A 14,744-nucleotide genomic window follows, 5' to 3' on the forward strand; every position below is an offset into this window, starting at 1 on the left:
GACAAAACCATCAAGTGGAGGTAAACCCTCGCAGCGGTCGGAAGGATTCGAAAAGGGGCTGCGGATCAGCCGCGTTCGACGGTGTGCGCGGCGATGTAATCGAAGTCGATGTCTTCGCCGAGGCCGGGTGCCTGTGACAGGTGGACGTTGCCGTCCGCATCCATCGGATCGGGGAGGCTGCGAAGATATGCGGGCGGCGTGTCGTAGTCGAGGAACGGATGCAGCAGGCCGCGCTCGTACCATCGACAGTTCGCGGTCGAGGCGGTCACCGCGAGATTGGCGGCGCCGTTGCCGTGAATCTCGCAGTTCATTCCGAACGATTCGGCCACATGGACCGCTTTTAGTGTCGGCGTAATACCGCCGACACCCGAGACGCCGGCCCGCAGGATGTCGCATGCGCCGGCCGCGATCCAGTCCGCCCGTGTGTAATGCTTGCCAGCCATCGATTCGGGGCCGACGATCGGAATGTCGAGTTGCTGCGCGAGCCAGCGATACGAGTCCATGCTTTGCTCGTCCATCATCTCCTCGAACCACGTGAAATCGAGCTTCTCGAGCGCGCGGCCGATACGCAGTGCATCGGAGCGGGAGTACCAGTGATAGCCGTCGAGCATCAGCGCAATGTCGGGGCCGACCGCTTCGCGCACTGCTGCACACGCGCGGATGTCCATCTGCGGATCCGGCGCGAATGCGACGGGTGGCATCCATGTGTGCAGCTTGATCGCACGATAGCCGCGCGCGACGAGCTGCTCCGCGAAGCGTGCATAGTCGTTTGGTGTGGCGAGACCGCCGGACAGTTCGTCGCCGCACATCGTGCTGCCGTAGGCCGGGACCTTGTCGCGGTATCCGCCGATGAGCTGGTACACGGGCGTCGACAGCGCCCGTCCGGCTAGGTCCCACAGCGCCTGGTCCACGATCGCGAGCGCCCGATCGGTTAGCTGCCCGGCGCTGCCGCGTTGACGATGCGCGAGATCTTGCCAGATGCGTTCGCGCTGGAACGGGTGGCGCCCGACGAGCACCGGGCTGATGTGGTGTTCGACGAGCGTTCCCCGGATCACGTCGGGGGCGCCGAATGCATGACCGGCAAGGCCGTCATCGGTCTCGATGGTTAGTAGGGCCATCGTCGCCTGCCGTTCGCCGCCCGGGTGCGAATGGCCACCGCTGTCGACGACGCGGCGCGTCGGAAAGGTAAAGACGGTACGAATGATGCGGTTGATCTTCATGTGAGCGTTTCCATGGAAAGGTGGGTGGGGGCGCGGAAGATGGCTCGCGCATGCGGTCGCGAAGTTGCGGACAATGGAGCCGGCTTGGCGTGGGCCGCATTTGATGCGACCGGAGAGCAAATGTTTCTCGCGACGCCGTCTGCAGAGGTATACTTCACTTGTTATCTACTGTCAGTCATCAGATGACTGATAATATATCATGATCAACTCTGCCCTGAAGGCTCCGCCGGCTTCGCGGCGTTCACGCCGTCGCGCCGAAGGCATCTTCGATCTGCTCAGCGGGCAGATTCGCACTGGTTCACTCAAGCCCGGCGACTTGCTGCCGACGGAATCGGAACTTATGCGCACGCAGGAAGTGAGTCGGGCCGTTGTTCGCGAAGCGATCCAGCGGCTTCGGATGTCCGGGATGGTGGAAACGCGTCAGGGCATTGGCAGCTATGTGCTTGACGATGCATGCCGACCGCCGGCCGTTGAATTGCCGCCTGTGGAGACTCAGACACGTCGCGACGTGCTGTCGATTCTCGAACTGCGAATGTGTATTGAAACGGAGAGTGCGGGGCTTGCGGCGCAGCGAGCATCGCGCCAAGACATCGATGCAATTGGACAAGCGCTCGAAGCGCTCGACCGGCATGCGGAGGCCGGCGACGATGCCGCGCCGTACGATTTCCAGTTTCATATTGAGATTGCTCGCGCAACGGGGAACCCGTTCTTTGTCGACGTGCTGTCGCAGCTCGATCCTGCGTTCGCACCGCGTCCCCGTCTCGGCCCGGCGAATTACGCGATGCGGGTGAGTGGTGAACACGCGAACATTTTCGAGGCCATCCGGCGTGGCGATGTCGGTGCTGCGCGCGCGGCGATGCAAATTCATTTGTCCAACAGCCGAGCACGGCTGCTGGAAGCGAAAGTGCGTGGCGCACAATACTCCGACCGATGAGGGCGAAAGCGTCCCGAGTGGTGTCGCGGAGGATGGCACCCGGCCAAGTAGTGTGGGGTGCATTTGATTTCTATGCGTTTTTCCGGTTAAGGGCCTTTAAGCCTGGCAAGGCTTTTTATTGCGGCCCTAAATAATTGCTGCAACAAGACAATGAGTTAGTCTGCCATTCGCCAGCGAAGCGGAAGGCGGCCCCGTGACCCTAGCCCGCAAAACTGTCCCACTTGGAACTGGAAAATTTCGGCATGGTCATCGAGACCAGGAGGTCATGCCGTGAGGAAGAGCAAGTTCACCGAAGAACAGATCGCCTATGCGTTGAAGCAGGCCGAGCAGGGCACGCCAGTCGCGGAGGTCTGCCGCAAGATGGGAATCAGCGACGCGACGTTTTACAGCTGGCGGATGAAGTACGGTGGGCTGTCGCCGTCGGAGCTGCGTCGGCTGAAGCAACTTGAGGAAGAGAACGCGAAGCTCAAGCGGCTAGTGACCGATCTGTCGCTGGACAAGGCCATGCTGCAGGACGTGCTGTCAAAAAGGCTCTGACGCCTTCCCGGCACCGTGAGCTTGTCACGGACTTGATGCAACGTTTCGGCGCAAGTCAGCGGCAGACCTGCGCGTTGTTGCAGCTATCCCGCACGGTCTACCGATACGAGTCAGTCGCGCGGGATCAAAGCGCACTGGAAATGCGCATCAAGGAGATCACGGAAGTGCGGGTGCATTACGGTGCGCCGCGCGTGTACGTTATGCTTCGCCGGGAAGGCTGGAGAGACAACCACAAGAGAGTAGAACGCGTGTATCGCGAACTGGGCCTTTCGTTGCGCCATAAGCGACCCCGGCGAAACAAATCGGCTCGCCGCCGCCAGCCGAAGCAGTCAGTAAGCGCAATCAACGAAATCTGGAGTATGGACTTCGTTGCTGACGCGCTGTTTGATGGTCGACGCTAGCGCACGCTTACGATCGTGGACAACTACACGCGGGAATGCTTGGCGATCGAAGTCGATGATTCGTTGCATGGCGAAGACGTTGTCGCCGCGCTGGCTCGGCTCGCGCATCATCGTCCGCTTCCCCGCTATATCAAGGCAGACAACGGCAGCGAGTTCATTTCGAAGGCGCTCGACAAATGGGCGTACGAAAATGGCATGGAGATTGACTTCTCGCGTCCTGGCAAGCCGACCGACAATGCGAAGAACGAATCCTTCAACGGGCGCTTTCGGGAGGAGTGCCTCAACGCACACTGGTTCTTGTCGCTTGAAGACGCCAGACGCAAAATCGAAGTCTGGCGCGAGTACTATAACGAGGCGCGTCCTCACTCTGCGCTGCAGTGGATGACACCGGCGGAATTCGCCCGCCAGTGCAACGATCGGGCCGGTTCGGCCCACCCCGAAGAGCCGGAATTTTCCAGCTAAGACTGGGACGGAAATTGGGCTAGCCTCACCCCTATGCGTCGCTCGAGATCGGGCAGCTACAGCCGAGTCAGCGGCGCCAATACAACCCGCTGTTGCGTCACTGCCGAAGCTGCATTGCGCGCGGCTACCATAGCGTGGGGCACTAAATGCTGAAATTCAATACCTGTCCGGCGCGCATCAGCAATTGGAAACTGCGTGCCGCCGCTGGGGCTATGAGGCTCCCTACGTCGTGAGTGCTCGCCTGCTCGAGTCGCCGTATCGATGCGCGATCCGTGGTGGCAGATACGGAGGCGGCCGTTGGTCGTCAGACAAGGCTCGATGCTGCGACTGCGGCCGCTGGCACGCCAGCCCGCGGGTATTCGGTGCGCGGCGCGTGCGGCCTCGCGCAGTCGGCGATCGAGCAGCTGCGCGAGCAGATGCCGGATCTGTCTGAGGCCGAACGGCCCAAGCTGGCCGGCACGCCGCCGCACACGTTCCGGCATACGGTCGGCACGCAGATGCTGGCCGTCGGCGTCGCGCTCGAGGTCGTGCAGCGCACGCTTGGGCACGCGTCGCTCGGCACGACGTCGATCTACGTGTCGCCGGAAGAGGCGCGGTTGCGGGGCGAGGCGGCGAAGTACCACGCGCGGCGCGCGCGTGAGAAGTGAAGTGCGCGCCTCGCTAGTGCACAGATCAGAAATAGGCCAGATGCGTCACGGTATCGTTCGTCTCTCCAGCTATGGGCGGGCGATGCATCTGGCCGATCTTTTTCTCGAACACGAAACCGACCGGCTAGAGCACCACGAGCTCGATAGTGGCGATGCGCACTCCACTCGGGTGCTGTTTGGCCCGCGCGTAGTGCTGGCGCACCTGATCCATCTGATGTGCGCGGACCTGCTCGCGGTCGCGTAAATCAATGCGCTTTGCAGTGTCCGGGAACGAACAAGGTAAGCGCTATGCTCTGCAGAGCATAGCGCTTACCTTGTTGGACCGCCCGCAATGGCGGCATGCATTCGCATGCGGCGGACTGTTGCTGCGTCGTGCGACGGGCGAGCCGCTGCCGCTTGTGCTGATTCCCGTTCCCGAACAGTCACGCCTCGTGCGCGAACGGCCCAGCGTCGCGGTGCTGATGACGGCCGTCGACCTGCGTTCGCCGTCGGCGCGCGCGCAGCGCTTGCGCGTGTTTTACCGGCTGTCGTCGGCGGCAGCTGTGCTCGCGGTGCTGCTGTGCTGCGACGGGCACTCGCCGCAGGAATGCGCGGCGCGGCGCAGCGTGTCGAGCGGCACGGTCCGCGCGCAGATCAAGTCGATCTACACGAAAACGGACGTGGCGCGCGCAGCCCAGCTCACGTCGCGGATCATGCAGACCTGAGCGGCCAGCGCACGCCGCTGCGACTGCATTTTTACCTAGCCGCCGCCGATTCCTTGCAGTATCTTGCCGGTCCCGCCGCAGACCCGGGCCTTAGTCGCCGGCATTGAGCGAGGTAGAAGGATCACGGAGCGCTGATGGCTTCGTGGTCGACATCGCAGGCTCCGTTTTTCATTGCATGATGTCGCGGTGAGCATCGCGCGTGCCCACCGGGCGGCACGCGCGACGGCGACGGAACGACCGCGTGTTACAACGACGGCGCCCACGTCGAGCCGAACGGGTTCGACTGGTCGATGCCGGGGAAGTCGACGAACGCCTTGCTGCAGTCGACCACGTTGGCCGGCCGCGCATTGAGCGTCGCCTGGCCGTTCACGACGACGCGGTTCGCGGTCGATGCGAACACCGGCAGGTTCACGTTGCGCAGCGTGAGGTTCGCATCGGATGCGATCGTCGAGATGGCGTCGGGCGTGTCGGCCACCACGTCGGTCAGCGACATCACGAGCGGGAACGCCGGCTCGCCATACCCGCCGGTATTCGCTTCGAACCCCTGCAGCTTCACGCCGGCCGCGCCCAAGATCATGACGTTGGCGAGCGAGATGTCGTGGAAGTTCGGATACAGCGGCCCGGTAGCCGGCACGGCCTTGGTGCTGTAATACGGCGTGAACAGCAGCGCGTTCTTCGCGTCGCGGATGCAGATGTTCGAATAGCCGATGTTGCTCACCTCGCCGCCGCGCGCATAGTCGGACTTGATCCGCAAGCCTTCCTCCGAATCCCAGAACGCATTGTCGTACACCTGAACATTCGTCACACCGCCGTTGGTCTCGCTGCCGATCGAGATTCCGTGCCCCCAGTAGATGTGGTTGTGCGCGATCGCGACGCCCCATTTGCGATCCGAACGCACGTCGCGATTGCCGTCGATGCCGAACAGGCCCGAGCCCGCGGGCGACGGATTGTTGCTGCCCTTCAGCGCGATGTCATCGTCACCGGTGCTCACGTAGTTGTACGCGAACACGAAGTTCTTCAGATACCCGTCGAACGAAATCGCACTGGTCGACGTCGTCGTGCTGCCGGTCGACAGCGTCGTCGAGGTCGGCTTCGATGCGGAGCCCGGATCGAACGCGTCGGTGTTCTTCACGTTGTCCGCGTTGAACGTCTGCCCGTTGTACAGCGGGTTGCCGTTACCGGCCGGGTTCGCGAACGCGGCGAGTGTCGGCGTCTGTACCTTCACGTTCCAGATCGTCAGCCCGTCGACGCCGCTCGGCACCACGTGGAAATTCGGGCTGTTGTTCAGCGTGATGCGGTACAGCGTCAGGTTCTTCGCGTAGTTGAACACCATCAATCGGAAATTCGACTGCGAGCCGAAGCCGGTCGTGCCGTTCTGCACCATGTTGCCGAGATACGCGAGATCCCACCACGTCATGTTGCGCACGGTCGACTTCGAATCCACGACGGTGCCGCCGTCGTCGCATGCGGTGCCGTCCGGCGCGACCGTGCCGCTCCTGTATGCCGCGTAGGTGTTCGAGCAGGTGAGGTCGACTTTCATCAGCGGGTATTTCGCGTCGGACGTCACGAGTTCCGCGTAGCCGCGCCCGTCGATTCTGCCGTCGCCGACCACGGCCGAATTCACGAGATTCGTGCCGGTGATCAGCGCGAGGCAGTTCGACGAACTGCCGGCCTTCGTTGCGCTGACGGCCGTGTTTCCGCAATACGGCCCGGCGACGTTCGGCGCATACGCCTTCACGTCGCGCGATGCGTACAGCGTCACACCCTTGTCGATCCATAGCGTCACGCCGGACGGCAGTGTCAGCGGCCCGCTGATGAAGCTGTTGCCGCCCCCGGTCTGGTTGACGACGAGTCGCACTGCGAACTTGCTCGCGCGGTACTTGGGCTTGGCCAGCTCCTCGCCGGACGCACCGGCGATGTTCACGTTCGGCACGGCCGCCGTCTTCTGCGCGGCGGTGGCCGATGCGTCGGCGGCCGCGATCGTGGCGCCGACCTCGGCGTCCACCATGGCGCCGCATGCGTCGAGCGCGGCCTGGATGCGCGCCTGGTCGGGGTTCGCCGTCGCGCTCGACACCGCCTTGCCGACGCCTGCGATCGATGGATCGGCCTCCGGCGGCAGCGAGCCGTCGGGGCGGCTCACGAGCGTATTGGCGGCTTCGAGCGTGCTGCAGACCTGCGTATCGGCGGGCAGGGCCGGCTCGGCCGGCAACGCGGCGTCGATGGTGGTCGTGCCGACCTGGAACACGGCGGCGGCGGGCGGCGAGGTGGCGGCCGCGCTGCTGGCGGTGCTCGAATCGCCGCCGCCGCACGCGCTCAACGCCGCGGCGGTCGCGACGAGCGCTGCGAACAGACCGAGCACGCGCGGAAGTGCGTGCGGCCCGGAAAATCGGGTTGTCATGACGGTATCTCCTGATGTGGCATCGCCTGCGGACGATGCCGGGTTGGTATCGGGGTGTTCGGCAGGCGCGTGTCCCACGACGCAAGCGGGCGGGTGGTAGACGAGTTGCCGGCAAGATCGAAACGGGCGGTCGCGGCCGCCGGCGGGCGTCGGGCCCGGCGCCGCGGGCGCGAATCGCGTCGCGCGAATGCGGGCCGGCGCATGCTCGTGCTATCGCGACGGTGTGAGGACGGCGTGATCAGTCATCCTATAACAACGGCAAGCGAAGCGAAAGAAGACCGTCGGATGTCGGGAAAGCGCGTCATCGGTGTCCGCATCGCATGTCGACCCGTTTACGGAAAACGTTTCCCTAAAAGGCGTGAAATCGGAGAACAAGATTCCTCGTTTCCTGCCATGAACAATTGATGGCAGTGGTTATAGGGGTATGCACCAAGTGAGTTAAGCGATTAACTGACGTACGTTCGCCCGACATGTCATACGACGTATGACTCTGTGGTTGGAGGATGCGTATCGGCGACGCAGGCGCCTGCCGACGGATCTCCGCGCAACAACGATCGACCATTAAGGAGACTTACCGTGAAGCATCAATTCACCCGCTCCCATACCGCACTGGCCGTCGCGCTGATGGCCGGCTTCGCGGTGTCCGCGCAGGCCCGCGTGTTCCGCTCGGCGGACGTGCACGGCGACAGCTTCCCGACCAACATGGCGGTCAAGTACATGGGCGATGAGCTGTCGAAGCTGACGGGCGGCAAGGACTCGATCAAGGTGTTCGGCAACAGCGCGCTCGGCTCCGAGAAGGACACGGTCGACCAGGTGCGGATCGGCGCGATCGACATGGCGCGCGTGAACGGCGCGTCGTTCAACGAGATCGTGCCGGAGTCGCTGATTCCGTCGTTCCCGTTCCTGTTCCGCGACGTCGACCATTTCCGCAAGGCGATGTACGGCCCGGCCGGCCAGAAGATCCTCGACGCGTTCGCGGCGAAGGGGATGATCGCGCTGACGTTCTACGAGAGTGGCGCGCGCTCGATTTACGCGAAGCGCCCGGTGCGCACGCCGGCCGACATGAAAGGGCTGAAGGTGCGCGTGCAACCGTCCGATCTGATGGTCGACGAGATCAAGGCGATGGGCGGCACGCCGACGCCGATGCCGTTCGCCGAGGTCTACACGGGCCTGAAGACGGGCCTCGTCGACGCGGCGGAAAACAACCTGCCGTCGTACGAGGAAACCAAGCACTTCGAGGTGGCGCCCGACTACTCGGAGACGCAGCACGCGATGACGCCGGAAGTGCTGGTGTTCTCGAAGAAGATCTGGGACACGCTGTCGCCGCAGGAACAGGCCGCGATCAAGAAGGCCGCGGCCGATTCGGTGCCGTACTACCAGAAGCTGTGGACCGCGCGCGAGGCATCGGCGCAGCAGGCGGTGACGAAGGGCGGCGCGAAGATCCTGCCGGCTGCGCAGATCGATCGCGCGGCCTTCGTGAAGGCGATGCAGCCGCTGTGGGCGAAGTACGAGAAGACGCCGCAGATGAAGCAGATCGTCGACGAGATCGAGGCCACCAAGTGACCCGTCGCACTTCCCTGAACGGCGCGGCGGCCGTGGGCTCGCCGGATGCGGCTGCCGCCGATGGCGCGGCACCGTGCCGGCCGCGCGCGGCGGCGCCGCGCCTGCGTTGTGTGAACGACCTGCTGTTCCGCGCGCTGGCCGTGGTTGCGTCGCTGTGCCTCGCGGCGCTCACCGTGCTGGTGTTCTACGCGGTCGTGATGCGTTACGTATTCGAGAACGCGCCCGATTTCGTCGAGCCGATCGCGCTGCTGCTGGTGATCGTGATCGCGATGTTCGGCGCGGCGATGAAGGTGCGCGACGGTGGCCACATCGGCCTCGACTCGCTCGTGCGGCGCCTGTCGCCGGGCGCGCGCACCGTGGTGATCGCGATCCAGCATGCGAGCCTGATCGCGTTCGCGATCGCGATCATGGTCGGCTGCGGCAGCATGGCCGCCGAGACGATGGGCGACCGCATTCCGATCATCGGGCTGCCCGAAGGCGTGCGCTACCTGATCACGATTCCGGCGGCGATCGCCATCATCCTCTTCTCGCTCGAGCACCTGCTCGCGCTTCGTCGTTCTTCGTCGGGCCAATAACGCCATGGAACTCGCGATTCTGTCCATCAGTTTTCTGATTTTCCTCGTGCTCGGCGTGCCCGTTTCGTTCGCGCTCGGGATCGCCTGCGTGCTGACCTACATGGTCGAAGGGCTGCCGATCGCGACCGCGATGCAGTCGATGATCTCGGGGATGAACGCATTCTCGTTCCTCGCGGTGCCGTTCTTCATCTTCTCCGGCGAGCTGATGCTGCACGGCGGCATCGCGGACCGGATCCTGCGTTTCGCGCAGGCGACCGTCGGCCACTTCCGCGGCGGCCTCGGGATGGCCAACGTCGTCGCGTGCACGCTGTTCGGCGGTGTATCGGGTTCGCCGACCGCCGATACGTCCGCGATGGGCGGCGTGGTGATTCCGTTGATGAAGCGCGAAGGCTACAGCGCTGCCTACGCGGTCAACGTGACGACCCACGCGTCGCTCGCCGGCGCGCTGATGCCGACGTCGACCAACATGATCATCTACGCATTCGCCGCGCAGGGCATCACCGGGATGCTGCACGGCCAGCAGGTGAGCGGCGTGTCGATCGGCGACCTGCTGTTCTCCGGCCTGCTGCCGGTGCTGTGGGTGATGGGCTTCGTGCTCGCCGCCGCGTACTGGCAGGCCGTGCGTCACGGCTATCCGCGCCGTGAAGACGGATCGTCCGCGCTGCCGGTGTTCCCGGGCTGGTATGCGGTGTTGCGCAGCTTCGTCGGCGCGGTGCCGGGCTTGATGGTGATCGCGATCATCCTCGTGTGCGTCGCGAAGGGGATCGCCACTGCAACCGAAGCGGCCGCGATCGCCGTCGTGTATTCGCTCGTGCTGACCGCGATCGTGTACCGCACGCTGACTGTCGAGAAGCTGCGCCGCGCGCTGTCGCATGCGGCGCGCACGACGGGCGTCGTGTTGCTGTTGATCGCCGTGTCGAACATGCTGCGCTTCCAGATGTCGTACCTGGAGATTCCGGATGCGATCGAGGGGCTGCTGAAGCAGTCGACCGCAGCGCCCTGGCTGATACTACTGTACATCAACATCATCCAGGTTTTCCTCGGCACGTTCGTCGACATGGCCGCGCACATCCTGATCACGACGCCGCTGTTCCTGCCGATCGCGATGGCATGCGGCGTCGGGCCGGTGCAGTTCGGGATCATGCTGCTGCTGAACTGCTCGCTCGGCCTCGTGCACCCGCCGATCGGCTCGGTGCAGTTCGTCGGCTGTGCGATCGGCAACGTGTCGATCGGCGAGACGACGAAGATGGCGTGGCCGTATTACCTCGCGATCTTCAGTGCGATCAACATCGTCACGTACATGCCGTTCTTCTCCACCTGGCTGCCGAGCCTCATCAGCGGGCACGCGGTGTTCTGAGCGCGCGTTTCGCTTGTCGCGGCGCCGGATGGCCGAGGTGGTCCGGCGCCGCGCGCGCATCCGCCGTTTCCTTTCTTCACTTCACGTCACTTCCATGAAAACGACTTTCCTGTGGCGCGCCATTGCGGCGGTCGCATTGACGATGGCCGCCTCGCTCGCGCATGCGGCAATCAACCTGGCCTCGTAGTCGACGGGGGTAAGGTAGTCGATCGAGGTATGCAGGCGTTGGCGATTGTAATAGCCCTCGATCCAGTCGACGATATACAGGCGGGCGTGGGCGCGCGTTTCATAGTGGTTCTGATAGATTCTCTCGACCTTCAATGTCTTGAAGAAGCTCTCCATCGGCGCGTTGTCCCAAGCGTTGGCACGGCGGCTCCTTGAGACGTTTATCTTGAACGCAGCGGTCAGCTTCCGGTACGCGCGACTGGCATATTGAGTGGATTCAACCGCCCGTCGCAACACCTTAATCCAGGAGGTGTTTCATGGGTCGTCTATCGAAGTGGATACAACAGTTGACGAGGCGAGGAGCGATGCGCTCGCCAGGTGCACCATTGAGCGGCCCCCGGTAAACAGTACCATGATGTAAGCGAGTTTTCGGCGGACCTTTTCAGTATGAAAGTATAGTGGTCTAATGAACCCGGACACTGATTTAGGCGAGAATGGTCGCTATGAAGAGGTGTCTGATGAGCAAGCAACGACGTACGTTTTCCCCGGAGTTCAAACAGCAAGCCGCCTGTCTGGTGCTCGACCAGGGCTATAGCCATATGGAAGCAAGCCGCTCGGTCGGCGTCGGCGAGACGGTGCTCCGCCGCTGGGTGCAGCAACTTCAGATGGAACGCCAGGGCGTTACGCCGCAGGGCAAGGCAATCACGCCGGATCAATAGCGTATTCAGGAACTCGAGGCGCGTATCGAACGCCTCGAGCGTGAGAAGGCCATTTTAAAAATGTATGGTCTGCCCCGGATTTGCAAGTCGCTGGGTTACCGTTTCGACAGAACTACGTTTGCGTCAATGTATCCGGCCTGTTCGTGCAGTTCGAGACTGCTGGCCATGATGGGATCCGCGCACACCTAACCCAATAAAGCGTTCGGTCATTACGGACTGCTTTTTTAGCAGGGCTTTCGGTATGCCGGTCAACGGTTCTGTGTCATCAGCTATTCAGGGCTCGCAAAACAGGACGGTCGTGCTCGGGGTTGCTCAGGCGGCTGCGGATATTTCCAAAGACGGTCGATAGGGTTGCTGGCTGGTCAGCACCTTCCAGCAGATACGAACGATTTTGTTGGCCAGCGCGATTAGGGCAACGTGCGGATGACTACGTTGCTCGACTTCTCGAAGCCATAAGCCCATTCTGGACTGGTCGCACTTCATGTGGATCATCAAGGCGCGCGCGCCCTGGATCACCATCATTCGCAAATAGGCGTTGCCGTGCTTGCTGATGCCACCAAGATTTGATTTGCCGCCGGTTGAGTATTGCTTCGGCACAAGGCCGAGCCAGGCCGACATATCGCGGGCCCGTTTGAAGCGGTGCCATTGCCAACAGCAGCAATGTGCGCGGTCGACACAACTGGTCAGACGCCAGGTACCGTGCTGACGCGTCGGCAGAGTTCCGATTCACGAGCGATCTGGGTAATTTCGGCTGCGGCTGTGTCGATCTCTTCGTCCAAGGCTAACCATCGCTGACGCAACCGTGCGATGAGCTGGCACAGTCGTGGCGACAAGCCGCTCTCTGCATCGGCCAGTACAGCTGGCACGCGTCGTGCGGAGAGTGCACGCCCAACCGGTATGACGATGCCATGCTCGAGAAGCAGTGCCCTCATCTGATTGACAACAGCAGTTCGCTTGGACCGGCCAGAGTTTCATAGACACTCACGAGCCGTTTAGCGCGTAGCGCCGCTCAAACTCAATTGGTGAAAGATCGCCTGCGGAACCATGCCGACGAACCGGGTTATAAAACATTTCGATGTAATCGAACAGGTCCGAGGTAGCCGTCGCCCGACTCGGATAGATGCGCCGCTTGATTCGCTCCTTTTTTAGGGCGCTGAAGTAGCTCTCGGCCACGGCATTGTCGTGGCAATTACCGCGCCGACTCATGCTTGGCACCATATGGTGCACCTTCAGGAATGACTGCCAGTCATCGCTCGTGAATTGACTACCCTGATCGGAATGCACCATGACACCGGGTCCCGGTTTGCGTTTCCAAACCGCAGCCAACAGCGCCTGTAAAACCAGATCGCTGGTCATCGTCGAGCGCGTAGCCCAACCGACGATCTGGCGCGAGTACAGATCCATAACAGCCGCCAGATACAGCCAGCCCTCGTAGGTCCGGATGTACGTGATGTCCGTTACCCAGACACGGTTCGGTGCGGTTGGCGCGAACTCACGGTTCAGCACGTTGGCGATTACGCCGACCGGACCACCCCGATAGCGGGGCTTGCTGCCATAACCCACTTGTGCCCGCAGACCTTCGCCTTTCATGAGGCGATGGACGCGGTGACGGCTGCACGTTTCTCCCGATTCACGCAAATCCACTGTGACCTTGCGGTAGCCATAGACGCCGCCGCTGGCCAGCCAGGAATGCTTGATCAGGCCGAGCAATCGATCATCCTCACGCTTGCGGGCACCGACTGTCTGCCGCTGCCAGACGTAATAGCCGCTGCGATGTACGCCAAGGACTCGGCTATCGCGTGCAGGCAGAACTCGCCGAGATGGGCTCGCATGAACGCGTACCTTGCCGCTATCCCTTTGCAAAGTACGCGGCGGTAGGTTCAATGAGTTGCTGCAACAGCCTCGCATAGTTTATCGGCCGGAGACATGAAGCCCAATGTCTTTCTGGGCCTTTCATTGAGCCGCGCTGCGATCTTGTTCAATTCCGCCTGCGAGTATTGATCAAGTTGCGTACCGTGGGGCAAGTACTGACGCAGGAGTCGGTCCGTGTTTTCGTTGGTACCATGTTGCCAAGGACTTCGCGGGTCGCAGAAGTAGACCTTCACGTCCGTCGCGATCGTGAAGTCTTTGTGGTTCGCCAGCTCCATGCCGCGGTCCCAGGTGAGCGACTGCGTAGATGCTGCGGCAACCGCTTAACCTCGCGCTTCAGGCCCGCCACAACGCTCACCGTGTCTTTTCCCTTTACCTTGACGATGATGGTGAACCTCGAGCGTCGCTTGACCAAAGTGGCGACATGAATATTGTTGGCGCCGCTGACGAGATCTCCTTCCCAGTGACCCGGCACCGCACGGTCGGCTGCTTCAGGCGGTCGCTCGTGAATCGAAACCGCGTCAGCAATCTTATTGCGAGCGCCCTTCGTGCTGGACGAGCGTGAGTGATGCATCTTCCGCTGGGTTCGCAAGTGATACTGCAGTGCCTTCTTCAGAACGCCGCGCGCTTGCACAAACAGGCTGCGATATATCGTCTCGTGAGACACGCGCATCGCCTCGGCATCGGCATATCGGTTCTTAAGCCAACCGCGCACTTGCTCTGGAGACCATTCGCGGCAAAGCTTACGCTCGACCGCATAGCGTAAGCGCCGGTTCTGCTCCAGAAGGCAGCGTTCGGGTCGCAGAGCAGCCTGCAAGGCTCGCTCATCCGCTTCCAGAGCTCGAAAGTGGCCCGTTCCGCCGTTACTCGCAATCTCAAGGGAAATCGTGGAAGGCGCGCGGTTCAACTGGCAGGCAATCGCTCGCATTGAAAGTTCAGCCGAGACGCCACGCGAGATCTCTTCACGTTCACTCAAGGTTAATGCCCGCAACGACGGCTTACGAGCAGCAGGGGTGTACCCTCCGCATAGTCGGATCACGCCGTAGATCGAGCCTGCAGGCTTGCCTAGCGCCTTCCCGATGCCAAGAAACGATTCACCTGCCTGCCACCGCCGCCAAACCTCGGACTTGCCTTCTGGCGACAACCCCGGACGTCCCATTTGTGCCATTCGTCAACCCTCCCTCATTCGATAT

The 14,744-nt window shown here is 62.4% G+C and carries 10 protein-coding genes and 5 pseudogenes; 9 read left to right on the top strand and 6 right to left on the bottom strand.

Going from position 1 to position 14,744, the window contains the following annotated elements; all coding sequences use genetic code 11:
• Nucleotides 1-65 precede the first annotated feature (65 nt).
• Nucleotides 66-1,220 carry a mandelate racemase family protein gene (locus WS87_RS00475; RefSeq protein WP_107938020.1) on the bottom strand — a complete coding sequence of 385 codons (1,155 nt, stop codon included), beginning with the start codon at nt 1,218-1,220 and terminating at the stop codon, nt 66-68.
• A gap of 199 nt (nt 1,221-1,419) precedes the next feature.
• Here WS87_RS00475 and WS87_RS00480 point away from each other — a divergent pair, with 199 nt between their 5' ends.
• The 5 genes and pseudogenes from WS87_RS00480 (at nt 1,420) to WS87_RS00500 (ending at nt 4,905) form a co-directional block, all read left to right on the top strand.
• A complete protein-coding gene (locus WS87_RS00480) occupies nt 1,420-2,154 on the top strand; it encodes a FadR/GntR family transcriptional regulator (protein WP_107938021.1) in 735 nt (244 codons plus the stop codon).
• Nucleotides 2,155-2,424: 270 nt separating this feature from the next.
• Nucleotides 2,425-3,554: pseudogene (locus tag WS87_RS00485) on the top strand (IS3 family transposase).
• A 272-nt stretch (nt 3,555-3,826) separates the two neighbouring features.
• Nucleotides 3,827-4,201: a tyrosine-type recombinase/integrase gene (locus tag WS87_RS00495; RefSeq protein WP_236873166.1), complete on the top strand. Its 375-nt coding sequence runs from the start codon at nt 3,827-3,829 to the stop codon at nt 4,199-4,201.
• A 40-nt stretch (nt 4,202-4,241) separates the two neighbouring features.
• Entirely contained in the window at nt 4,242-4,445 is a 204-nt protein-coding gene (locus WS87_RS33420; protein ID WP_159085613.1) for a hypothetical protein, read from the top strand.
• 70 nt (nt 4,446-4,515) lie between these two features.
• On the top strand, nt 4,516-4,905 hold the full coding sequence (locus tag WS87_RS00500) for a helix-turn-helix transcriptional regulator (protein WP_236873167.1): 390 nt from the start codon (nt 4,516-4,518) through the stop codon (nt 4,903-4,905).
• Nucleotides 4,906-5,149: 244 nt separating this feature from the next.
• On the opposite strand, the gene WS87_RS00505 is transcribed toward WS87_RS00500, so the two are convergent.
• Nucleotides 5,150-7,303: a glycoside hydrolase family 28 protein gene (locus tag WS87_RS00505; protein WP_107938022.1), complete on the bottom strand. Its 2,154-nt coding sequence runs from the start codon at nt 7,301-7,303 to the stop codon at nt 5,150-5,152.
• Nucleotides 7,304-7,879: 576 nt separating this feature from the next.
• Between WS87_RS00505 and WS87_RS00510 the strand changes: the two genes are divergently transcribed.
• From WS87_RS00510 to WS87_RS00520, 3 genes are read left to right on the top strand one after another with little or no spacing between them, the layout of a single operon-like run.
• The gene (locus tag WS87_RS00510; RefSeq protein ID WP_107938023.1) at nt 7,880-8,866 is read left to right on the top strand and encodes a TRAP transporter substrate-binding protein; all 987 of its coding nucleotides are present in this window, start codon (nt 7,880-7,882) and stop codon (nt 8,864-8,866) included.
• Nucleotides 8,863-9,441 carry a TRAP transporter small permease gene (locus WS87_RS00515; protein ID WP_059540303.1) on the top strand — a complete coding sequence of 193 codons (579 nt, stop codon included), beginning with the start codon at nt 8,863-8,865 and terminating at the stop codon, nt 9,439-9,441. Before WS87_RS00510 ends, WS87_RS00515 begins: the two co-directional genes overlap by 4 nt.
• Nucleotides 9,442-9,445: 4 nt before the next feature.
• Nucleotides 9,446-10,798, top strand: coding sequence for a TRAP transporter large permease (locus tag WS87_RS00520; RefSeq protein ID WP_107938024.1), 1,353 nt, complete (start codon nt 9,446-9,448; stop codon nt 10,796-10,798).
• A gap of 162 nt (nt 10,799-10,960) precedes the next feature.
• Here WS87_RS00520 and WS87_RS00525 read toward each other — a convergent pair.
• Nucleotides 10,961-11,233, bottom strand: a pseudogene (locus WS87_RS00525) (IS3 family transposase); the annotation flags it as partial.
• 248 nt (nt 11,234-11,481) lie between these two features.
• On the opposite strand from WS87_RS00525, the pseudogene WS87_RS00530 reads away from it, so the two are divergent.
• Nucleotides 11,482-11,742 (top strand): annotated as a pseudogene (locus WS87_RS00530) (transposase); the annotation flags it as partial.
• Between the two features lie 252 nt (nt 11,743-11,994).
• On the opposite strand, the gene WS87_RS00535 reads toward WS87_RS00530, so the two are convergent.
• The 3 genes and pseudogenes from WS87_RS00535 to WS87_RS00545 all read right to left on the bottom strand — a co-directional run bounded on the left by WS87_RS00535 (nt 11,995) and on the right by WS87_RS00545 (nt 14,719).
• Nucleotides 11,995-12,300: a transposase gene (locus tag WS87_RS00535; RefSeq protein WP_107938025.1), complete on the bottom strand. Its 306-nt coding sequence runs from the start codon at nt 12,298-12,300 to the stop codon at nt 11,995-11,997.
• A 363-nt stretch (nt 12,301-12,663) separates the two neighbouring features.
• A pseudogene (locus tag WS87_RS00540) lies at nt 12,664-13,556 on the bottom strand (IS3 family transposase); the annotation flags it as partial.
• Nucleotides 13,557-13,562: 6 nt separating this feature from the next.
• Nucleotides 13,563-14,719: pseudogene (locus tag WS87_RS00545) on the bottom strand (IS30 family transposase).
• Between the last annotated feature and the right edge of the window lie 25 nt (nt 14,720-14,744).

The sequence above is a fragment of the Burkholderia sp. MSMB0856 genome (assembly GCF_001524645.2).
GTDB classification, from domain to species: Bacteria; Pseudomonadota; Gammaproteobacteria; order Burkholderiales; family Burkholderiaceae; genus Burkholderia; species Burkholderia diffusa.